13 protein-coding genes and 1 tRNA gene are annotated in these 22,419 nt (G+C 70.4%); 2 read left to right on the top strand and 12 right to left on the bottom strand.

The window, feature by feature from the left end:
• Nucleotides 1-87 precede the first annotated feature (87 nt).
• From Q4C85_RS09065 to polA, 8 genes are all read right to left on the bottom strand, one after another.
• Nucleotides 88-1,329: an arginine deiminase gene (locus tag Q4C85_RS09065; protein WP_303141438.1), complete on the bottom strand. Its 1,242-nt coding sequence runs from the start codon at nt 1,327-1,329 to the stop codon at nt 88-90.
• A 59-nt stretch (nt 1,330-1,388) separates the two neighbouring features.
• Nucleotides 1,389-2,840, bottom strand: coding sequence for an arginine-ornithine antiporter (gene arcD / locus Q4C85_RS09060; RefSeq protein ID WP_303141436.1), 1,452 nt, complete (start codon nt 2,838-2,840; stop codon nt 1,389-1,391).
• Between the two features lie 281 nt (nt 2,841-3,121).
• Entirely contained in the window at nt 3,122-5,218 is a 2,097-nt protein-coding gene (gene uvrB, locus Q4C85_RS09055; RefSeq protein WP_303141435.1) for an excinuclease ABC subunit UvrB, read from the bottom strand.
• Between the two features lie 71 nt (nt 5,219-5,289).
• Nucleotides 5,290-5,547 carry a hypothetical protein gene (locus Q4C85_RS09050; protein WP_303141433.1) on the bottom strand — a complete coding sequence of 86 codons (258 nt, stop codon included), beginning with the start codon at nt 5,545-5,547 and terminating at the stop codon, nt 5,290-5,292.
• 109 nt (nt 5,548-5,656) lie between these two features.
• Complete coding sequence (gene coaE, locus Q4C85_RS11820) at nt 5,657-6,937, bottom strand: dephospho-CoA kinase (protein ID WP_368501443.1); 1,281 nt, start codon at nt 6,935-6,937, stop codon at nt 5,657-5,659.
• Nucleotides 6,938-6,985: 48 nt separating this feature from the next.
• A complete protein-coding gene (locus tag Q4C85_RS09035) occupies nt 6,986-8,704 on the bottom strand; it encodes a hypothetical protein (RefSeq protein WP_303141431.1) in 1,719 nt (572 codons plus the stop codon).
• A gap of 172 nt (nt 8,705-8,876) precedes the next feature.
• Nucleotides 8,877-10,334: a 30S ribosomal protein S1 gene (gene rpsA / locus Q4C85_RS09030; RefSeq protein ID WP_303141429.1), complete on the bottom strand. Its 1,458-nt coding sequence runs from the start codon at nt 10,332-10,334 to the stop codon at nt 8,877-8,879.
• Between the two features lie 401 nt (nt 10,335-10,735).
• A complete protein-coding gene (gene polA / locus Q4C85_RS09025; RefSeq protein ID WP_303141427.1) occupies nt 10,736-13,504 on the bottom strand; it encodes a DNA polymerase I in 2,769 nt (922 codons plus the stop codon).
• 17 nt (nt 13,505-13,521) lie between these two features.
• Between polA and Q4C85_RS09020 the strand changes: the two genes are divergently transcribed.
• Nucleotides 13,522-14,094 (top strand): PaaI family thioesterase, encoded by a 573-nt coding sequence (locus tag Q4C85_RS09020; RefSeq protein WP_303141426.1) that lies wholly within the window; start codon nt 13,522-13,524, stop codon nt 14,092-14,094.
• An 18-nt stretch (nt 14,095-14,112) separates the two neighbouring features.
• Here the strand turns inward: Q4C85_RS09020 and Q4C85_RS09015 are convergent, their stop codons facing one another.
• Nucleotides 14,113-14,712 carry an ANTAR domain-containing response regulator gene (locus Q4C85_RS09015; protein ID WP_303141425.1) on the bottom strand — a complete coding sequence of 200 codons (600 nt, stop codon included), beginning with the start codon at nt 14,710-14,712 and terminating at the stop codon, nt 14,113-14,115.
• 45 nt (nt 14,713-14,757) lie between these two features.
• Between Q4C85_RS09015 and Q4C85_RS09010 the strand changes: the two genes are divergently transcribed.
• Nucleotides 14,758-14,834 (top strand) — tRNA-Leu (locus Q4C85_RS09010).
• Nucleotides 14,835-14,875: 41 nt separating this feature from the next.
• On the opposite strand, the gene pyk is transcribed toward Q4C85_RS09010, so the two are convergent.
• The 3 genes from pyk to gltB all read right to left on the bottom strand — a co-directional run bounded on the left by pyk (nt 14,876) and on the right by gltB (nt 22,413).
• Nucleotides 14,876-16,294, bottom strand: a complete 1,419-nt coding sequence (gene pyk, locus Q4C85_RS09005) for a pyruvate kinase (protein WP_303141424.1) — start codon at nt 16,292-16,294, stop codon at nt 14,876-14,878.
• Between the two features lie 94 nt (nt 16,295-16,388).
• Entirely contained in the window at nt 16,389-17,849 is a 1,461-nt protein-coding gene (locus Q4C85_RS09000) for a glutamate synthase subunit beta (RefSeq protein WP_303141423.1), read from the bottom strand.
• Nucleotides 17,842-22,413, bottom strand: a complete 4,572-nt coding sequence (gltB, locus tag Q4C85_RS08995; RefSeq protein ID WP_303141421.1) for a glutamate synthase large subunit — start codon at nt 22,411-22,413, stop codon at nt 17,842-17,844. The genes Q4C85_RS09000 and gltB overlap by 8 nt, the downstream gene beginning before the upstream one ends.
• Nucleotides 22,414-22,419 lie beyond the last annotated feature (6 nt).

The raw sequence follows: 22,419 nt of genomic DNA, 5'->3' as shown, positions 1-22,419 counted from the left end.
AATGACGCCCCTGCAGAGAATGACTCATAATCCAAGACTCCTTCGTCAGTGTCGACAACAATCGGCGGTGCCGATCCTACCGGACTGTCAGTAGACCGGGTCGCGGTCGATCGGGCAGGTCATGCAGTGGCCGCCTCCGCGGCCGCGACCCAGCTCGGAGGACGGGATCTCCAGGACCTCGATGCCCGCGGCGCGCAGGTTGGCGTTGATCGAGTAGTTCCGGTCGTAAGCCACAACCACTCCCGGGGACAGCGCGACGACGTTGTTGCCGTCGTTCCACTGCTCGCACTCGGCGCCGTAGCGGCCGGCGGTCGACTGCACGGCATTGAGCTTAACGCCCAGGGCGTCGGAGACGACGTCGACGAAGTAGCCCTCGTCGTAGGTGACCTTGATGCCGCCGCGCTCGGTCTCGTCGGGGCGCAGGGAGAAGGTGTCCATGGCCCTGACGACCGGGTCGTAGATGTTGACGACCTCCTCGGAGCACATCGTGAACACGGTGTCCAGGTGCATGGCGGCGCGCTCCTTGGGCATGCGCGCGGCAATGACCCGCTCGGCCGAGCCGGCGTCGAACAGCGACTTGGCGATCTGGCTGACGGCCTGGAAGGTCGAGCGCTCCCCCATGCCGATCAGGACGATGCCCTTGCCGATCGGCATGATGTCGCCGCCCTCGATGAAGGTGTGCCCCATGTCCTTGTCGACCGTGTCGAGCCAGACGTTGTAGTCGTACTTGAACAGCGGGTGGTAGCGGTAGATAGCCGTCAGGAGGAGGACCTCGCGGCGGCGGGCGCCCCAGAACATGCGGGACAGCTCGACGCCGTCGTAGATCCAGGCCGAGTTGTCGCGGGTGAACAGGGTGTTGGGCAGGGGGGCGATGAGCAGCTCGGGGTCGTCGCTGTTGACGTGGAAGGGCGAGATGCACGTGCCGAAGACGTCGGCGGGCACCTCGTCGGACACGAGGCCGCCGATGAGGAGCTCGCCGAGCTCGGCCGAGGGCATCTCATCCATCCAGGCGCGCAGGTCCTCGGCGACGCCCACGCCCATCGTGGCGTGGTTGACCCGACGGTCGAGGATGAAGGCGCGCGCCTCGGGGATGTCCAGGACATCGGCCAGCAGGTCGCGCAGCTCCAGGACGTCGATGTCCCGCTCGCGCATGAGGTTGACGAAGACCTCGTGGTCGCGCTGGGCCTTGGGGACGTCGAGGACGTCGTCGAAGAGCAGGTCGTGGCAGTTCGACGGTGTCAGGTGCTCGTGGGCGCGGCCCGGCCGGCAGACCATGACCCGCCGCAGGGTTCCGACCTCGGAGTAGACTCCGTGCTTCTGTTCGGACATATTGACTTCCTTTCGTGTGGGAGCGGGGCATCCTCGCCCCGGCGTGTGGTGAGGTGTGGTCAGAGGGCCAGCATTCCGACGGCCAAGCCGAAGACGGCGATGACGGACAGGACCGCGAAGAGGGCCACGAGCGCCCACTCGACGGGCTTGAGGAGGCGCCCGCCCTGCTCCCGGCGGGCCCAGAGGAAGAAGGGCACGCCCACCAGGTAGAAGATCGCCGTGTAGAGCAGGTAGACCAGGCCTGCCGCGTAGATGAGCCAGATGCCGTAGATGGATCCCAGGACGCCGACGACGAGGTCGACCGAGCTCGTGGCGGGTCGCTCCCTGACGGCGACGAGGAGCTGGTAGAGCGCCGACAGGAGGTAGGGCAGGAGGATGAGCGAGGAGGCCAGCAGGATGAGGTTGGTGTAGGTCGAGGCGTTGAAGTAGGTCCAGATGAGGAAGGCCTGGACCAGCCCCATGGTCAGCCACAGGGCGTTGACGGGCACACCCTTGGCGTTCTCACGCCCCAGGGCCTTGGGCATGAGCCCCTCCTGAGCGGGGACACGAATGATCTCGGCGCACATGAGGAACCAGGACAGCAGCGCCCCCACGAGGGAGATGATGAGGCCCAAGGCAATGAACTTCGCCCCCCAGGCGCCGACCGCGGCCTCGAGCACGCCCGCCAGGGAGGGATCGTTCAGATCGGCGAGCTCGGGGCGGGACATGATGCCGTAGGACAGGACGTTGACCGCCAGGAGCAGGGCGAGCACGGACACGAAGCCCAGGATGGTGGCCCGGCCGACATCAGTGCGGCTCTTGGCGCGCTCGGAGAAGACCGAGGCCCCCTCGACGCCGATGAAGACCCAGACGGTCACGAGCATCATGGCCTTGACCTGGGTGAGCACGGAGCCAGAGTCAGCGCTGCCCCAGAAGTCCTGGGTGAAGACGTCGAGTCGGAAGGCCAGCAGCCCCAGGACGATGAAGACGAGCAGGGGCAGGACCTTGCCGATGGTCACGATGGCGTTGACAATGGCGGCCTCACGGATGCCGCGCAGGATGAGCACGTGGAAGAGCCACATGACCACCGAGGCGACGCCGATGGCCAGGGCCGTGTTGCCATCGCCGAAGCCGGGCACGAAGACACCGATGGAGGCCATGAGCAGCACGAGGTAGCCGACGTTGCCGATCCACGCCGACAGCCAGTACCCCCAGGCCGAGGAGAATCCGACCAGGTCGCCGAAGCCCGCGCGTGCGTAGCCGTAGATGCCCGCGTCGATCTCGGGCTTGTTGACGGCCAGGCGCTGGAAGACGAAGGCCAGCATGAGCATGCCGAACCCGGTGATGAGCCAGCCGATGATGAGCGGCCCGGGTGCGGCGGCGCCGGCCATCTGCTGGGGCAGGCCGAAAATACCGCCACCGATCATCGAGCCGATGACAAGGGCGGTGAGCGCGGCGAGGGAGACCTTGGGGGACGAGGACGGGGAATCCTCGGATTGGCCGGGAACAGCCTCGGACGGGGAAGATGACATAGTGTCCCGCTCCTTTGCGAGATAGAGGTGTGCACTCATCTCGTACCGTAGAACCGGCTTGCCAGCAAAGCAAGCCCGCGACAGGCGGAATAGGTACTATGCGCCGCGCATAAACAATGAATACTCATCGCCTCCGGGCGCCACCACCGTCATAGGTCGGATTCGGCCCCGCGTGTACTCGCGGTTCACAATAGTTATTCATTCCGTCCCGGCGGGCATTTCTGGGACGAAAGTCGTGCGTGGGGGGCCTGCGCGGCCCCGAGCCGGGGGGGGCGGCCGACTCAGCCGGCCGCCCGCATGTCCCGCAGCTCCTTCTTGAGGTCCTGGACCTCGTCGCGCAGGCGGGCCGCGAGCTCGAACTGGAGGTCGGCGGCGGCGGCCCGCATCTGGGCGGTCAGCTCCTCGATGAGTGCGACGAGGTCGGACTCGGCGGCGCCGGCCAGACGCTCGCGCACGGTGGCCTCGGCGGCACGCTTGCGCCGTCCGACGACGGCCCGCTCCTCGTGCCCGCGGTAGCCCCCGGCCAGGAGCTCGGCGGTGTCGACCTCCTCGCGCGCCAGCATGTCGGTGACGTCGGCGATCTTCTTGCGCAGAGGCGTGGCGTCGATGCCGTGCTCGGCGTTGTAGGCCAGCTGCTTGGTGCGGCGCCTCTCGGTCTCCTCAATGGCCTCGGCCATGGCGGGGGTCACCGTGTCGGCGTACATGTGGACCTCCCCCGAGACGTTGCGGGCCGCTCGCCCGATCGTCTGGATGAGGGAGCGGGTCGAGCGCAGAAAGCCCTCCTTGTCGGCGTCCAGGATGGACACGAGGGAGACCTCGGGCAGATCCAGACCCTCCCGGAGGAGGTTGATGCCCACGAGCACGTCGAAACGGCCCAGCCGCAGCTCGCGCAGCAGCTCGACGCGGCGCAGGGTGTCGACATCGGAGTGGAGGTACTCCACCCGCACGCCGCGGTCGGCCAGGTAGGTCGTCAGGTCCTCGGCCATGCGCTTGGTCAGCGTCGTGACGAGCACCCGCTCCTCGCGCTCGACCCGGGCGCGCACCTCCTCGAGCAGGTCGTCGATCTGACCCTCGGTGGGTTTGACGACAACCTTGGGGTCCACCAGGCCGGTGGGGCGGATGATCTGCTCGACCACGCCGTCAGAGCGCCCCATCTCGTAGTCGCCCGGGGTGGCCGACAGGTAGACGGTCTGACCGATGCGGTCCTCGAACTCCGTGAAGGTCAGCGGCCGGTTGTCCAGGGCACTGGGCAACCGGAACCCGTGCTCGACAAGAGTGCGCTTGCGTGAGGCGTCGCCCTCGTGCATGGCGCCGACCTGGGGGACAGTCACATGGGACTCGTCGATGACGAGCAGGAAGTCCTCCGGGAAGTAGTCCAGCAAGGTGTTGGGCGGCGTGCCGGGATCACGCCCGTCGATATGCATCGAGTAGTTCTCCACCCCCGCGCACGACCCGATCTGACGGAGCATCTCCAGGTCGTAGGTCGTGCGCATCCGCAGGCGCTGGGCCTCGAGCAGGCGGCCGTCGCGCTCGAGGACCGCCAAGCGCTGGGCGAGCTCGTCCTCGATGCCCGCCAACGCACGCTCCAGCCGCTCGGGCCCGGCGACGTAGTGGGAGGCGGGGAAGACGAAGACCTGGTCGACGGTGTCGATGACATTACCGGTCACCGGGTGCAGGGTGGCCAGGGACTCGATCTCGTCGCCGAAGAACTCCACGCGGATGGCGAGCTCTTCATACATGGGGATGATCTCGACGGTGTCCCCGCGCACGCGGAAGGTTCCCCGCGTGAAGTCGATGTCGTTGCGGGCGTACTGCATGCCCACGAAGCGCCGCAGTAGGTCGTCCCGGTCGATGACCTGGCCGACCTGCAGCGGCGTCATGCGGTCGACGTACTCCTGAGGCGTGCCCAGCCCGTAGATGCAGGACACCGAGGAGACCACGACGACGTCCCGCCGGGTGAGCAAGGAGTTGGTGGCGCTGTGGCGCAGACGCTCGACCTCATCGTTGATCGAGGAGTCCTTCTCGATGAAGGTGTCCGTCTGGGGCACATAGGCCTCGGGCTGGTAGTAGTCGTAGTAGGAGACGAAGTACTCCACCGCGTTGCGGGGCAGCAGCTCACGGAACTCCGCCGCCATCTGCGCCGCCAGGGTCTTGTTGGGCTCCAGGATGAGTGTGGGCCGCTGGACCTGCTCGACCAGCCAGGCGGTGGTGGCCGACTTGCCCGTGCCCGTGGCACCGAGCAGGACGATGTCCTTCTCCCCCGCCCGCAGCCGCTCGGTCAGCTCGGCGATGGCCGCCGGCTGGTCACCACTGGGGCGGTAGGGGCTGATGACCTCGAAAGGCTTGTCGGCACGGCGCAGGTCGGTCACGGGACGCATGTGCTCAAGGCTACGTCGCCCCTCGGACATGCTCGACCGCCGACCGCCTCCTCACCGCGGCGGCCCGGACATCAGGAGTCGTCCTGGTTGTCGTCGGCGTCGTTGGTGATGTCGTCGGTGTTGTCATCCGTGTTGTCGTCGGTGGAGCCGGAGTCGTCCTGGTCGTCCGTGTCGTTGTTGGTGCCCGAGTCGTCCTGATTGTCGTCCCGGTCGTCGTCCCGGTCGTCGGTGTCCTCGGCGTCGTCGGCGGCGCAGGCGGCCAGAACACCCACAAGGGCGGTTGATGCCAGGGCCAGGGCCCCTCGGCGGGTCGGGAGATGGGTGCGCATGCCGTGACCTTCCGTCTCGTCGTGCGGCGATCTTCGCCACAGTCGACACTGTAGAGCCGCCGGCCGACAGGTGCCAGGGGACGTTCGCCCCGAGGCGACCGGCGGCTGCTCACTGCGCCGTCAGGCACCGCCACAGGCGACCGACGGCCACGGCGAGGTCATCCGGTGAGGCGTCGTTGCTCAGTACGACGTCCGCCACGGCCCGGCGCTCGCGGTCACCGGCCTGGTGGGACATGCGCTCCAGCGCCTGGGAGCGGCTCATCCCCCGCCCGGCCAGGCGTGCGAGCCGCTCCTCCAGGGGGGCTTCGACCACGACGACACAGTCGAACAGGTCCGCCATACCGCCCTCGGCCAGGAGCGGAACGTCGTAGACGGCGACCCGCGCGCCCCCATGGCGCTCCATGCGTTCGGCGGCCGTCTCGGCGATCAGGGGCAGGGTCAGGGTCTCGAGGCGGGAGCGCGCCGAGGGGTCGTCGAAGACGATCTCGGCCAAGGCCGCCCTGTCCAGAGAGCCGTCGGCCTCGAGCACCCGAGGGCCGAAGGCCCGAGCCACCGCGGCGAGGCCGGGTGTGCCCGGCTCGAGGACCTCCCGGGCGATGGCATCGGCGTCCACGATGTGGGCCCCACGGTCCCTTAGCTCCCTGGCGGCCGTCGACTTGCCCGCGCCGATCCCCCCGGTCAGGCCGACCCGGATCACGCGCCTCCCCCGGTGGACAGACAGGCGCGACCAGCCGCCGCGCGCGCACCGGCCGCGTCGGGCCTGGTCGGACAGCTCGATGATGAGGTCACGGAGCGCTGCCGCGGCCTGATCGGCAGGAATCACCTCCGGTGGGGCAAGGCACAGGAGGCCGATGACAGGAGCCGGCCCGCGGCGCCCCGGCCCCTGTGCGGCGTTGAGCGCTGCGTACAGGGCGGCGTTGCACAGCTCGCGGCCGGCATCCTCGGAGCGCTCGACCCGGTGCCCGGCAGCGCGCAGGCGGCCCACCATGGCGCCGGCCTGCCACGTGGATGGCAGCCTCGGCGGTCCGTCGGGCACCAGAGGGCCGTCGGCACGATCAGTGGCCGGATGGGTGGCCGGATGGGTGGCCGTGGTCTCGAGGCGGAGCGTCGTCGCCGACCGGTCGACCCCGAGGACAACAAGCACGTCGGGCTGCTCATCGACCAGGGCTCGGGCGGCCGCCATGGCTCCATCGACGCAGGCGGGCAGGACCTTGCGGTCAACCTCGGCAGTGCCGCCGGGAGCGGCGAGGCGCTCGGGCACGCGGCGCACGACCTCCCACGAGGGACTGGGCGCCCTGCCGGCGCAGACCTCGAAGGCCGTCAGGCGCACTCGCACCGGGCGGGCCGGGTCGGCCGCGCCGCACTGCCCGGTCGCGCGGTGCTCGATCATGCCCCGAGGCTAGACGATTGACTCCAAGGGGTGGGGGTCGGTCGCCGCCTACTGGTCAGATCCCTCCTCGGCCAGCACCGCGCGGTGGCGCCCGCCCCGCCCGCGCCCGAAGGGAGCCACCGTGCGCTCGACGACGTCGAGGCGGTCGGCCACGCCTTCGGGGACGGTCTGGGAGCGCTCGAGGAGCTCTCGTCCCCGCTTACAGGCCTCCCGGGCGGCCGAGGCACGGGCGGCGTCGGTCTCGACCCCCTGGGCGAAGGCCTCGCCCAGGATGGCCATGACCCGGGCGGCCGTGGCCGGATCCCCGATCGCCTCGACCACCACGGAGATCCGCTCTTTGCTCCGTGCAGTGCCCCAGTCGGCCATCAGCTCGCCCACCCGCTCCCAGTAACGCTGGACCGCGGCATGGTCGGCGCGGAACAGGGCGGCCCGCGCGCCCGTGGCCAGGCTGGCGCAGGCGAGCTCGACCCACCCCTGGGACAGGCACGGCTCGGCCGTGTCCAGCGCCTCAAGCTCGGCCCGCTCCGATGCCCCCAGGGCCAGGAGGAGGCGTGCGAAGGCGACCCGCAGGTCGACGACGATCTCGAGCTGGGAGTCGTCGGTGACCGTGGCCAGGGACTCACTGACGGTCTCGGCGGTGGTCACGGCGCGGTCATGAACGGACTGGAGGCCGTAGCCGCGGGCCAGGACGAGGAGCTGGTTGACCTCGGACAGCAGAGCGACACGGTTGGGCAGGCGGGACTGGTCGACCGCTGCCGCGGTCACCGTCCCGTAGGAGCGTCTCGACAGTCCCCCGGGCTCGGCCGCCATGCGCGACTCCTGCCGGTAGGACACACCGTTGTTGCCGTTGCGCGTGTCGAAGCGCACGGCCAGGGACCGGGCGAAGGCCGTCACGGCGTCGTAGGCGTGGACGACGGTGTCCCAGCCGGTGAGCTGGAGGGGCGGCGCCCACGGAGTGGCCCAACGCAGCGTCGAGCCCAGGGCGCTGGCACCGTAGCCGGCGCGGTTGGCCGCACGCAGGACGAGGCTGGCCCCGACCGCGGCGTTGAGCAGCGCCCAGGCGCTCGAGGCACCGGTCTCGGCCAGGTCCGTGTGCCGCAGCACCGCCAGCCCCCGCTCCCACTGGCTGGACAGGCCGAGGTACTCCAGCCGGTCTCCCAGCAGCCGGAATCGAAGGGACGGAGGAACATCGAGCTCCTCGAGGGTCATGAGCGCGTCCTCGGCCTCGACCTTGCGCCCCTGGGCCAGGTACGGCAGCAGGCTAGCGCCCAAGGACCTGGCCGTGCCCGCGGGGTCGGCGTCGGGACGCTTGACCACCGCCGTCGTTGTGCGGATGACCCCGGAGTAGTCGTCATGAAGCCGGGCGGCCGCCAGGGTCGCGGAGGCGTCAACACCGCTGTGGGAGAACAAGCGGGCCTCGCGCAGTTGCTCGAGGGCGTCAGCACCCTCGCCGAAGAAGGTGCACAGCTCAATCCTGGCGAAGCGCAGCGGCAGCAGGCTCTGTCCGGCGGCTGTGCGCACCGCGCTGCACAGGTCGATGGCCTGGTCCACCTCCTCGCGGGTGCGCACCGGGTCCTCGCCCAGGGCCGCCAGCCAGGTCCGGTCGACCGTGCCGAGTGCCTCGGCCAGGGCGACCGCCTCTCGTCTGCTGGGCTCACCCGCGGGGTGGGAGCGCACCAGCACGTCGAACAGCCTGCGCTGCGGCGCAGGGCTGCGGGGGTCTCCCGCAGCGGCGACGAGAACGGGCAGCTCGTCCCAGGTCGTCATGGTGCCTCCCGTCATCGGCGTGGGCCACCCACCGGTGGCACGGGGTCGTGGTCACAGCCTCACACATCGACCTACTGCGGGCGATGGGGAGCGCGGCCCCAGGCGTATCGGGTGACAACGGCCCGTCCACCCCAGGGTGGACGGGCCGTTGTCATGAACTCGGTCGTGCCGCTCAGTTGCCGGTCAGCTTCTCACGCAGCGCGGCGAGGGCCTCGTCGGAGGCCAGGGTGCCGGAGGCCTCCGAGGCGGCCGAGGAGTAGGAGGTGCCGCCGGCAGGCGCGGGAGCCGCCGAGCCGGTGTCCTGGTCGTCCTCCAGGGCCTTGGAGACCTGGGCCTTGTGCGCCTCCCAGCGCGCGTGGGCCGCGGCGTACTCGGCCTCCCAGGCCTCGCGCTGGGCGTCGTAACCCTCGAGCCACTCGTTGGTCTCCGGGTCGAAGCCCTCGGGGTACTTGTAGTTGCCGTTCTCGTCGTACTCCGCGGCCATGCCGTACAGCGAGGGGTCGAAGTCCTCCGAGGCGGGGTCCACGCCTTCGTTGGCCTGCTTGAGGGACAGCGAGATGCGGCGGCGCTCGAGGTCGATGTCGATGACCTTGACGAAGACCTCGTCACCGACCTTGGCGACCTGCTCGGGCACCTCGACATGGCGCTGGGCGAGCTCGGAGATGTGGACGAGGCCCTCGATGCCGTCCTCGACGCGCACGAAGGCGCCGAAGGGGACGAGCTTAGTGACCTTGCCCGGGACGACCTGGCCGATAGCGTGGGTGCGGGCGAAGGCCTGCCACGGGTCCTCCTGGGTGGCCTTGAGCGACAGGGACACACGCTCGCGGTCGAAGTCGACGTCGAGGACCTCGACGGTGACCTCGGTGCCGACCTCCACGACCTCCGAGGGGTGGTCGATGTGCTTCCAGGACAACTCGGAGACGTGGACGAGGCCGTCCACACCGCCCAGGTCGACGAAAGCGCCGAAGTTGACGATCGAGGACACGACGCCGGAGCGGACCTGGCCCTTCTGCAGCGTCTGAAGGAAGTTGGTGCGGACCTCGGACTGGGTCTGCTCGAGGAAGGCCCGGCGCGAGAGCACGACGTTGTTGCGGTTCTTGTCGAGCTCGATGATCTTGGCCTCGAGCTCGCGGCCGACGTAGGGCTGCAGGTCACGCACTCGGCGCATCTCGACCAGGGAGGCCGGCAGGAAGCCGCGCAGGCCGATGTCGAGGATGAGGCCGCCCTTGACGACCTCGATGACGGAGCCGGTGACAACGCCGTCCTCCTCCTTGACCCGCTCGATGGTGCCCCAGGCGCGCTCGTACTGGGCGCGCTTCTTGCTCAGGAGCAGACGACCCTCCTTGTCCTCCTTCTGAAGGACCAGAGCCTCGATCTCGTCGCCGACGGAGACGATCTCATCGGGGTCGACGTCGTGCTTGATGGACAGTTCGCGAGCCAGGATGACGCCCTCGGTCTTGTAGCCGATGTCAAGAAGGACCTCATCGTGGTCGACCTTGACGACAGTGCCCTCGACGATGTCACCGTCGTCGAAGTACTTCATCGTCTCATCGACGGCAGCGAGGATCTCCTCGGTCGAGCCGATGTCGTTGACGGCGACCGGGGCGGGGCTTGGCGTGGTAGTGGTCATTGAGTGGATGCTCCGAATGCGGACTGAAGGTCGGGTCGATAGATACCGCGCGCTCCCCGGACCGCGGCCCAGCCCGGACTGGAACCGCAGTGCGGTTGGGCGATGCCCTGCACAGTGAATCGACGCGGTGGCGTGTCACAGCCCGTCATGGAGTGACGGGCGGCACGGACAACGCTGAGAATGCTGACAATGCTCAGCACTGCGCCGCACGACAGGTCACAGATCATGACTGCTCACACAGTTCACATCGATCGCAGGGCGTATGCCCAGGAACGCACATGAGGACTCTATCAGGCGGATCTCAAACCGTGACCCCGTCGTAACCAACAAAGTTACAGCCATCCTGCGTGGATTCCCTCACGTGGTGGCAACCGGGTTTCCAGCGTAGGTGGGCCGGCGATTCAGTGCGCCGCCTGCGCCCAGGTGGTCCCCCGGCCCACCGAGACGTCCAGCGGGACGGCCAGGCTCGCCGCAGAGGCCATGCGCTCGCGCACGAGGCGCTCGACCTCCTGGGCCTCGCCCCGGGCGATCTCGAGGAGGAGCTCGTCGTGGATCTGAAGCAGGATCCGCGAGGCCAGGCCCGATTCCTCCAGGGCGCGGGAGACCTCGACCATGGCCCGCTTGACGATGTCGGCCGCCGAGCCCTGGATCGGTGCGTTGAGGGCGGCCCGCTCGGCGATCTCCCGCCGCTGGCGGTTGTCGCTGGTCAGGTCGGGAAGGTAGCGGCGCCGTCCGAACATGGTGGCCGTGTAGCCGTCGCGCCGCGCCTGTTCGACGACCCCGACGAGGTAGTCGTGGACCCGGCCGAAACGTGCGAAGTAGGCGTCACGCAGCGCCGCGGCCTCGGCGTTGTCGATACCCAGCTGCTTGGCCAGGCCGAAGGTGGACAGGCCGTAGGCCAGGCCGTAGCTCATCGCCTTGACCCGGTTGCGCTGGTCGGCCGTGATGTCCTCGACCTCGACGTCGTGGACGAGCGCCGCCACGTAACGGTGGAGGTCCTCCCCCGAGCGGAAGGCCTCGATGAGGGCCTCATCGGCCGACAGGTGGGCCATGATGCGCATCTCGATCTGGGAGTAGTCGGCGGTCATGAGGCACTCGTGCTCCGGCCCGACCGTGAACGCCTCCCGGATGCGCCGGCCCTCCTCGGTGCGGGCCGGGATGTTCTGCAGGTTGGGGTCCTTCGAGGACAGACGCCCCGTGGCCGCCACGGTCTGCTGGAAGGTGGTGTGGACACGGGAGTCGGGGCCGACCGCCTTGCGCAGACCCTCGACGGTCTGACGCAGCTTGGTGGCGTCGCGGTGCTCGAGGAGGTTGACGAGGAAGGGGTGACCGGTCTTGGCCAGCAGGTCCGCCAACGCGCCCGCGTCGGTGGTGTAGCCGGTCTTCGTCTTGCGGGTCCTGGGCATCTCGAGCTCGTCGAAGAGCACGGTCTGGAGCTGCTTGGGGCTGGCCAGGTTGACCTCGTGGCCCACCGCGGCGTAGGCCGCGGCCGCCGAGCGCTCCACCCGGCGGTCGAGCTCCTCGGCGCGGGCGGCCAGGACGGCGTCGTCGACGGCGATGCCGGCGTCCTCCATGGCCGCCAGCGTCGCCGCCACCGGCATCTCGAGGTCCTCGTAGAGCTCGAGGGCGCCGATCTGGGCCATGTGCTCCTCCAGGACCCGCTGGAGGGGAAGGACGACGGCGGCGCGGCGTGCGGCCGCCAGCTCCTCGGCCCTCGGGCCCGAGCCGTCAAGGGCGTCGAGATCGAAGGAGCTCTGGGTCCCGGTCTCCTGGGCGGGGGACCCCATCAGCTCCAGGTCGATGCCGAGCCAGCGCTGGGCCAGGGTGGCGATGTCGTAGGAGCGCTGCTCGGGCCGGCACACGTAGCCGGCCAGGGAGGGGTCGGCCACGACGCCGTCGAGCGCGATGCCCGATCCCGACAGGGCGTGCCAGGCGCCCTTGGCGTCGGCCACAACCAGGGGCCGGTCCGGGTCGGCCAGGAGGCGGGACAGGGCGGCCGTGTCGGCCTCGTCGGCCGCCTCGAGGTCGAGGGCCACCGCACGGCTGCCGTCCGACAGGGCCACGATCCCGGCACGGCCCCGGCCGGGGCTGGTCTCGCCGACGACGTCGAGGCCGAGGACCACCGGCGTGCCGGCCGCCGGGAAGTGCTCGCCGAGCCAGCCCGCCAGCGCTCCGGGGGTCAGGTCGTGCCCCAGGACCGCCACCTCCAGGTCCTCGGCGGGGCCGCCGGTGGCACCGGGGCTCTCGGAGTCGAAGTCGAGGACGCGCTCGGCCCGCTGGTGCAGGGTGCGGAACTCCAGGACCTCCATGACCCGGGCCAGCTCGGTCCGGTCAGCGCCCCTGACCGCAAGGTCCCGCAGCGGGTCGATGCCCAGCTCGAGGTCCGTGCGCAGGTGGTTGAGGCGCCGGTTGCGCAGGACATCGTCGAGGTGGTCCCGCAGGGACTGGCCCGCCTTGCCCTTGATCTGGTCGGCGTGTGCGATGACCCCCTCGAGGCCGTCGTAGAGGTTGATCCACTTCGCCGCGGTCTTGGGGCCCACCCCGGGCACCCCGGGCAGGTTGTCGCTGGACTCCCCCACGAGCGCCGCCAGGTGGGGGTAGCGCTGGGGCGGGACTCCGTAGCGCTCCTCGACCTCGGCCGGCGTCATGCGTCTCATCGTCGAGACCCCCTTGACGGGGTAGAGCACCGTGCACCGCTCGGTCACCGTCTGGAAGGAGTCGCGGTCCCCCGAGCAGATGAGGACCTCCATGCCCTCCTCCTGACCGCGGGCGGCCAGCGTGGCCAGGATGTCGTCGGCCTCGAAGCCCTCGGCGGTCACCGTGCGCACCCGCATGGCCGACAGGACCTCGTCGACCAGCTCGACCTGGCCGACGAAGGGCGCAGGCGTCTCGTCACGCGTCGCCTTGTACTGGTCGTACTCCTCGGTGCGGAAGGTGCCGCCGGGCAGGTCGAAGGCGACCGCTACATGGGTGGGCTCCTCCTGCTCGAGCAGGGACAGGAACATCGACACGAAGCCGTGCACGGCGTTGGTCGTCTGCCCGGTCGAGGTCGTGAAGCTGTCGACGGGCAGCGCGAAGTAGGCGCGGAAGGCCATCGAGTGTCCGTCGATGAGCAAGAGGCGTCCTGCGGAGGGCTCTGCGGTGCCTGGGCTGGTCTCAGTGGTGGTCACCGTGCCAGCCTACGGGTATGAGCGACGACAACCCCCCGACCTCCCAGTCCGCCGACCTGCCTGTGGCCTTCCCCGCCTTCGCCGCCCGGCCCTTCCCCGACCCCCGCCCGGCGGGCTCGGCGGTGTCGGCCACGAGCGCGCTGGGCACGGCGGGGCTGGAGGACTCCGAGCGCGGCACGCTCATGGCGACGCTGCGGATGGAGGTCATCGAGCGCTCTGCGGAGCGGACGGTCGTACGCATGCCGGTCGAGGGGGCTCGGCAGGTCGTGGGGATCCTGCACGGCGGGGCGAGCGCGGCGCTCATCGAGACGGCCGCCTCAGTGGCCGCACGGCAGGCCGGACCGGAGGGGACCGTACCGGTGGGCGCCGAGCTCCACGTCAGCCACCTGCGCCCGGCGCACCGCGGCTGGGTGACGGCCGTGGCCACGCCGACCCACCGGGGCCGCCGCACAGCCGTCTACGAGGTCCGCGTCTCCGACGAGGACGGCGAGCCCGTCGCCCGCGGCAGCCTGCGCTCGCTGTACACCCCGGTGGAGACGTCGCCGGAGCCCCTTGAGGAGGTCGCCGGGAGCGTCGAGCCGCGGGAGTGAGGCGCGCGGGTGCCCGGCTCAGGAGCCCCCGACCTGCTCGATGACGGCGTCGGCGACCTCACGCATGGTCAGGCGCCGGTTCATCGAGGTCTTCTGCAGCCAGCGGAAGGACTCGGGCTCACTGAGCCCCATCTTCTCCATGAGCAGCCCCTTGGCGCGGTCGACGCGCTTGCGGGTCTCGAAGCGCTCTTGGAGGTCGGAGATCTCCGACTCCAGGGAGCGGATCTCCTCGTGGCGGGAGACCGCGATCTCCAAAGCCGGGATGAGGTCGGCCGGAGTGAAGGGCTTGACGACGTAAGCCATGGCCCCCGCGGCGCTGGCGCGCTCAACGAGCTCGGTCTGGGAGAAGGCTGTGAGCATGACCACGGCCAGAGAGTGCTTGTCCAGAATGCGCTCGGCCGCGGTGATGCCGTCCAGGACGGGCATCTTGACGTCCATGACCACGAGGTCGGGCTGGTGCTCGTCGACGAGGCGGACCGCCTCCTCGCCGTCGGCGGCCTCGGCAACGACCTCGTAACCGGCGTCGGTGAGGATCTCGACAATGTCGAGCCGGATGAGTGTCTCGTCCTCAGCGACGATGACCGTGCGGGTGCGGGAGGAACCAGACTCGTTGCTCACGCCACGATCCTAGTATGCTCATCCACAGCATCGCACGTCGCACGCGCCTCCGTAGCCCAACTGGCAGAGGCATCCGACTCAAAATCGGAGTGTTGAGGGTTCGAGTCCCTCCGGAGGTACCACTAACCGCGCCCCGGCGCGGTGCGCCGGGGCGCGGTCGGTCTCAGTCGACCTCGCCGACGGTGTGGACGCGGATCGAGTTGGTCGAGCCCGGCGTGCCGGGGGGCATGCCGGCCACGATGATGACCGTGTCCCCGACGCGGGCCAGATGCCTGGCCTGAAGCATCTCGTCGACCTGGGCGACCATCTCATCGGTGTGCGTGACCGCGGGCACCTCGTAGGGCGCCACGCCCCACGAGATCGCGAGCTGGTTGCGGGTCGAGCACAGGGGCGTGAAGGCCAGCAGCGGGATCGAGGAGCGCAGGCGGGACAGCCGCCGGGCGGTGTCTCCGGACTGGGTGAAGGTGACCAGGTAGGTCGCGTCGAGCTGCTCGCCCATCTCGGCTGCGGCGCGGGTCAGCGCCCCGCCGCGGGTCTGGGGGTAGGAGCCCAGCGCGGCGATGCGCTCACCGCCGTTCTCCTCGACGTTCTCGATGATGCTGGCCATCGTGCGCACGGCCTCGATCGGGTAGGCGCCCACGGAGGTCTCCCCCGAGAGCATGACGGCGTCGGCGCCGTCGAGGATCGCGTTGGCGCAGTCCGAGGCCTCGGCGCGCGTGGGCCGCGGGTTGTGGATCATCGACTCGAGGACCTGGGTGGCCACGATGACCGGCTTGGCCTGCCTGCGGGCCAGCTCGATGGCCCGCTTCTGGACGAGGGGCACCGCCTCGAGGGGCATCTCGACGCCGAGGTCGCCGCGCGCCACCATGATGCCGTCGAAGGTCGAGACGATGTCGAAGAGGTTCTGCACCGCCTGGGGCTTCTCGATCTTGGCGATGACGGGGATGCGCACACCGACCTCGTCCATGATCTCGTGGACGTCATTGATGTCATCGGCCGAGCGTACGAAGGACAGGGCGATGAAGTCGGCCCCGATCTTGAGGGCCCAGCGCAGGTCGCCACGGTCCTTCTCGCTGAGGGCCGGGACCGACACGGCCACACCGGGCAGGTTGATGCCCTTGTTGTTCGACACGTAGCCGGGGACCTCGACCTTGGTGACCACGTCGGTGTCGGTGACGGCCACGACACGCACGGCGACATTGCCGTCGTCGATGAGGAGGCGGTCCCCAGGACGGCAGTCCCCGGGCAGGCCCTTGAAGGTCGTCGACACCCGCTTGACGGTGCCCAGGACGTCGTCGGTGGTGATCGTGAACTCGTCGCCCTTGTTGAGCATGACCTTCTGGTCGCCCACGAACCTGCCCAGTCGGATCTTGGGGCCCTGAAGGTCCACAAGGATGGCCACCGGCCGCCCGGAGGCCTCGGCGGCCGCGCGCACGCGGGCGATGACCTCTTCCTGGTCCTCGGCGCGCCCGTGGGAGCGGTTGATGCGGCACACGTTCATGCCCGCGTCCACGAGCGCTTGCACCTGCTCGGGGGAGTCGGTGGCTGGTCCCAGGGTGCATACGATCTTGGCTCTGCGCATGGGTCAAGCCTAAATGATCGGCTCCGGGCGGTGGAGTGTCGTGTCGGCTACGCCCCGGGGAGCTCTCCCGCGGCGATCCAGGCCGGCTCGGTCATCAGGGCTGGAACTGGACCTGGGTCGGGGTGACCGGGGAGGCCAGCCCGGTGGACCCCGACAGGTAGCGATCCACGGCGGCGGCCACGGACCTGCCCTCGGCGATGGCCCACACGATGAGGCTCTGTCCGCGCCCGGCGTCGCCGGCGACGAAGACCCCGGGGACCGCGGTGGCCCACTGGTTGTCGCGCACGACCCGGCCGCGCCCGTCGACCTCGAGGCCGAGCTGGGCGACGACACCGGTGGGGGCGACGCCGGTGAAGCCCATGGCAAGCAGGACGAGCTGGGCGGGGATGACGCGCTCGGTCCCCGGGACGGGCACCGGACGGCCGCCCTCGAGGCGGACCTCGGTCAGCCGTAGGGATCCCACGCGTCCCTGGCCGTCATCGACCATCTCGACGGTCGAGGTGGCCCACAGCCGCTCCCCGCCCTCCTCGTGGGCGCTGGCGACCTTGTACAGCCGGGGGTAGGTGGGCCAGGGCTGGTTGTCGGGCCGCTGGACCGGCGGGGCGGGCATGATCTCGATGGAGGTCACCGAAGCGGCCCCTTGGCGGATCGCCGTGCCCAGGCAGTCGGCGCCGGTGTCCCCGCCGCCGATGATGACGACGTCCTTGCCCTCGGCGCTGATGGGGGTCGGCCCCTGGCCGTGGACCTCCCGGGTGGCGGCGGTCAGGTAGTCGAGCGCCTGGACGGTGCCCTCCAGCTCGCGGCCCGGCACGTGCAGGTCCCGGCGCTGGGGGGTGCCCACCGCGATGACCACGGCGTCGTAGGACTCGAGCAGCTCGGCGCCGGTGATGTCGGAACCGACCTCGACGCCGGTGCGGAAGCGGGTCCCCTCGGCCTCCATCTGGGCCAGGCGCCGGTCGAGGACCGACTTCTCGAGCTTGAACTCGGGGATGCCGTAGCGCAGCAGCCCGCCGGGCAGGTCGTCGCGCTCGAAGACGGCCACGGTGTGCCCGGCGCGGGTCAGTTGCTGGGCGGCGGCCAGCCCGGCGGGGCCCGAGCCGATGACCGCCACCGTCGACCCGGTCAGGAAGGCCGGGACCTGGGGGGCGACCAGACCGGCCTCGAAGGCGTCCTCGGCGATGGAGTGCTCGATGTTCTTGATCGTGATCGCCGGCTGGTTGATGCCCAGGGTGCAGGCGTACTCGCAGGGCGCCGGGCACAGCCTGCCGGTCAGCTCGGGGAAGTTGTTGGTCGCGTGGAGGCGCTCGACCGCCGAGGCCAGGTCGCCTTTCCACGTCAGGTCGTTCCACTCGGGGATGAGGTTGCCCAGGGGGCAGGCGGAGTGGCAGAAGGGGATGCCGCAGTTCATGCAGCGCGAGGCCTGCCGCCGCACCATCGCCTCGTCCTGGGTGCTGCGGTCCTCGACCTCCCGGTAGTCGAGGATGCGGACCTCGACCGGCCGGTAGGACGGGAGCTCGCGCTCGGTCGTCGTCAGGAAGCCGCGGGGATCAGCCACGGGACACCTCCAGGATGCTCTGCCACACGGTGGGGTCGGACGGGGTCAGGCCCTCGGACTGGGCCTGGGCCAGGATCCTGCGCACCGCCGCGTAGTGGCGGGGCAGGATCCGGGTGAAGCGGGCGGCCAGCTCCCGGGGGTCGGCCAGGAGTGCGGCGGCTCGCTGGGAGCCGGTCTCGGCCACGTGCTCCTCCAGGACCGCTGTGAGGTCGCGGATGTCGCCCTCCTCCAGCGGGGCGAGGTCGATGGCCCCGGAGGCCAGCGCCTCGGCGTTGACCCGGGCGGGGTCGAGGTCGAGCACGTAGCCGGTCCCGCCGGACATGCCGGCGGCGACGTTGCGTCCGGTGGGACCCAGGATGACGGCCGTGCCTCCGGTCATGTACTCCAGGGCGTGGTCGCCGGCGCCCTCGGCCACGAGCGTGGCCCCGGAGTTGCGCACGGCGAAGCGCTCGCCGACCCGGCCGCGGATGAACAGCCGGCCGGCCGTCGCGCCGTAGCCGATGACGTTGCCCGCGATGACGTTGTCCTCGGGGACGAAGCCGGCGTCAGGGCCCGGACGCACGCTGACCCGCCCGCCGCACAGGGACTTGCCGACGTAGTCGTTGGCGTCCCCGGTCAGGCGGATCGTCACGCCCCGGGGGACGAAGGCGCCCAGGGACTGCCCGGCCGATCCGGTGAGATTGATCTCGATCGTGCCATCGGCCAGGCCGTCGTCGCCGTGGGTCTTGGCGATCTCGTGGCCCAGCATCGTGCCCACGGAGCGGTCGGTGTTCTCCACGGTCAGGGACACGCTCACCGGTGTCCCGCTGCGCAGGGCCGGGGAGGCCAGGGAGATGAGCGTGCGGTCGAGCACCCCGTCGAGGCCGTGGTCCTGGGGCCGTGCGTGGTGGAGGAAGGAGCCCGGGGTCGGCTGGGCCATCGTCAGGGTCGCGGTCAGGTCGAGTCCCGAGGCCTTCCAATGGTCGATGGCCTCTCGCGCGTCGAGCAGGTCGGCACGTCCGACGGCCTCCTCGATGCTGCGCAGGCCGAGGCTGGCCAGGAGCTCGCGCACCTCCTCGGCGATGTAGCGGAAGAAGGTGACGATGAACTCGGGGCGCCCACTGAAGCGCTCGCGCAGGACCGGGTTCTGGGTGGCCACGCCCACCGGGCACGTGTCGAGGTGGCACTTGCGCATCATGATGCAGCCCGAGACGACCAGGGCCGTCGTGGCGAAGCCGAACTCCTCGGCGCCCAGGAGCGCGGCGACGACGACGTCGCGCCCGGTCTTGAGCTGGCCGTCGCACTGGACGACGATCCTGTCCCGCAGGTCGTTGAGCACGAGGGTCTGCTGGGCCTCGGCCAGGCCGATCTCCCAGGGCGCGCCGGCGTGCTTGATGCTCGTCAGCGGCGCCGCCCCGGTGCCACCGTCGAACCCGGAGATGAGGACGACGTCGGCCTTGGCCTTCGACACGCCCGCGGCCACGGTGCCCACACCGATCTCGGAGACGAGCTTGACGTGGATGCGGGCGTCCTCGTTGGCGTTCTTCAGGTCTGAGATGAGCTGGGCGAGGTCCTCGATGGAGTAGATGTCGTGATGCGGCGGCGGCGAGACCAGGCCGACCCCGGGGGTGGAGCGGCGCGCCTGGGCGACCCACGGGTAGACCTTGTGGGCGGGCAGCTGGCCGCCCTCCCCGGGCTTGGCGCCCTGGGCCATCTTGATCTGGATGTCCTCGGCGAAGGTGAGGTACTCCGCGGTCACGCCGAAGCGGCCGGAGGCGACCTGCTTGATCTTCGAGCAGCGCTCGGGGTCGTGGAGCCGCTCGCGCATCTCCCCGCCCTCACCGGTGTTCGACTTGCCTCCCAGGCGGTTCATCGCCACGGCCAACAGCTCGTGGGCCTCCTGGCTGATGGAGCCATAGCTCATCGCCCCCGTGGCGAAGCGGGTGACGATGGACTCCACCGGCTCGACCTCCTCCAGGGGCACCGGCACGACGTCGTCGGTGCGCAGGCGCATGAGCCCTCGCAGGGTCATCAGCCTGCGGGACTGGTCGTTGACCTCGTCGGTGTAGCGGCGGAAGACCTCCTGCTGCTCGGTGCGGGTGGCGTGCTGGAGGCGCGCGATCGTCTCGGGGGTGAAGAGGTGGTCCTCGCCCTCCCGGCGCCAGTGGTAGTCGCCCCCCGTGGCCAGGGTGCGGTGCGCCGGGGAGATGCCCGAGGGCGGGTAGGCGGTGCGGTGCCTGGCGGCGACCTCCTCGGCAATGACGTCGAGGCCGACTCCCCCCAACGGGGTGGGCGTGCCGGTGAAGTACTCCTCGACGAGCTCGGCCGACAGCCCGATGGCCTGGAAGACCTGGGCGCCGTGGTAGGAGGCCACCGTCGAGATCCCCATCTTCGACATGACCTTGAGCACACCCTTGCCCAGGGCCTGGACGAGATTGTCGACCGCGCGCTCGGGGTCGACGTCGATGGCGCCGGCGCGGGCGAGGTCCTCGACGGACTCCATGGCGAGGTAGGGGTTGACCGCCCCCGCCCCGTAGCCGATGAGCAGGGCGACGTGGTGGACCTCCCGCACGTCGCCGGCCTCGACGACGAGCCCCACCTTCGTGCGGGTGCGCCGGCGCAGCAGGTGGTGGTGGACCGCGCTGGTCAGCAGCAGCGAGGGTATCGGGGCCATCTCGGCGGTGGACTCGCGGTCCGACAGGATGATGAAGGAGGCGCCCGCCTCGACCGCGTCATCGATCTCGGCGCAGATCTCGCCGATGCGCTCGCGCAGGGCTTCCTGTCCTCCCGAGACGCGGAAGAGCCCGGAGACCTTGACGGCGGTGAAGCCCTTGCCCGCCCGGGCCCGCCCGATGTGGGTCAGCTGGGCGAGCTGGTCGGAGGTGAGCACCGGGAAGGGGATGACGAGCTTGCGTGCGTGCTCGGGCAGGTCGGCCAGGAAGTTGGGCTCCGGGCCGATCGTCATCGACAGGGAGGTGACCAGCTCCTCGCGGTAGGAGTCCAGGGGCGGGTTGGTCACCTGGGCGAAGAGCTGGCTGAAGTAGTCGAAGACGAGCCGCGGCCGCTCCGACAGCACGGCGATCGGGGTGTCAGTGCCCATCGAGCCGATGGCCTCGGCCCCGCCCACGGCCATCGGGGCCAGGAGCATGCTCAGCTCCTCGTGGGTGTACCCGAAGGTCTGCTGCCGGCGCAGCACCGAGGACGGGGAGTGGCCCACGTGCTCGCGCACCGGCAGGTCCTCCAGACGGACCATCTGCTCGGCGAGCCACTGGTCGTAGGGGGCCGAGGAGGCCAGGGCGTTCTTGATCTCGGCGTCGGGCACGATCCTGCCCGACTCCAGGTCGACCAGGAACATCGTCCCCGGCTCCAGGCGCCCGCGCGCCACGATGTCGGACTCGTCGATGGGCAGGACCCCGGTCTCGGAGGCCAGGACCACCGTGCCGTCCTTGGTGGCGGTCCAGCGCCCGGGGCGCAGCCCGTTGCGGTCCATGACGGCGCCGACCTGGGCGCCGTCGGTGAAGACCATGGCGGCCGGGCCGTCCCAGGGCTCGCAGATCGCCGAGCAGTACTGGTAGAAGGCGCGGACCGCGGGGTCCATCGTCGTGTTCTTCTCCCAGGCCTCGGGCACGAGCATGGCCATGGCGTGGGGCATTGAGCGGCCCGCCAGGGTGAGCAGCTCGAAGACCTCGTCGAAGGAGGCCGAGTCCGAGGAGCCGGGGCTGCACACGGGCAGCAGGGCTGCGAGCTCACCGAGCTCGGGGCTGGTCATCGAGCTCTCACGGGCCGCCATCCAGTTGCGGTTGCCGCGCACGGTGTTGATCTCACCGTTGTGGGCGATCATGCGGAAGGGCTGGGCCAGGGGCCAGGAGGGGAAGGTGTTGGTCGAGAAGCGCGAGTGCACCAGGGCCACGTGCGTGGCCACGCGCTGGTCGGTCAGGTCGGGGAAGAACTCGGCGAGCTGGGCGGTGGTGAGCATGCCCTTGTACACCAGCGTGCGGCTGGACAGTGAGGCCATGTAGACACCGGCCTCGTGCTGGGCGCGCCGGCGCAGCCGGTAGGCGAGCCGGTCCAGGGCCACCCCGCTGGCCCGCCCCGAGCGGTCGGACACGACGAGGTGGCGGAAGTCGGGCATGCAGCCGCGGGCGGTGGGCCCGATCATCGAGTCGTCGGTGGGCACGTCGCGCCACCCCACGACCCGCAGGCCCTCCTCCCGGGCGAGGCGCTCGACGGCGGCCACCGCTGTCGAGCGCGCCTGGGCGCCGTCGTGGGGGCCGGGCAGGAACACGAGACCGACGGCGTAGGCGCCCGGCGCCGGCAGGGAGGCGATCTCCTCGCGCAGGAAGGCGTCGGGCACCGCCATGAGGATGCCCGCGCCGTCACCGGAGTTCTCCTCGGCGCCGACCGCGCCGCGGTGGTCCAGACGGGCCAGGACGTGGAGGGCGTCGGTGACCACCGAGTGGGTGGGCCGTCCGTCGAGGCGGGCGACGAAACCCATGCCGCAGGCGTCGTGCTCGTTGGCCGGGTCGTACAGACCCTGGCGCTGCGGCATCGCGGAGTGTCGTGGCTGGGGCACCGGTTGCTGCATGCGGAC

The sequence above is a fragment of the Actinomyces sp. genome (assembly GCF_030524025.1).
Classification (GTDB): domain Bacteria; phylum Actinomycetota; class Actinomycetes; order Actinomycetales; family Actinomycetaceae; genus Actinomyces.
The sequence above is the reverse complement of the archived record's forward strand: the minus strand, read 5'-3'. Positions and strand labels throughout refer to the sequence as shown.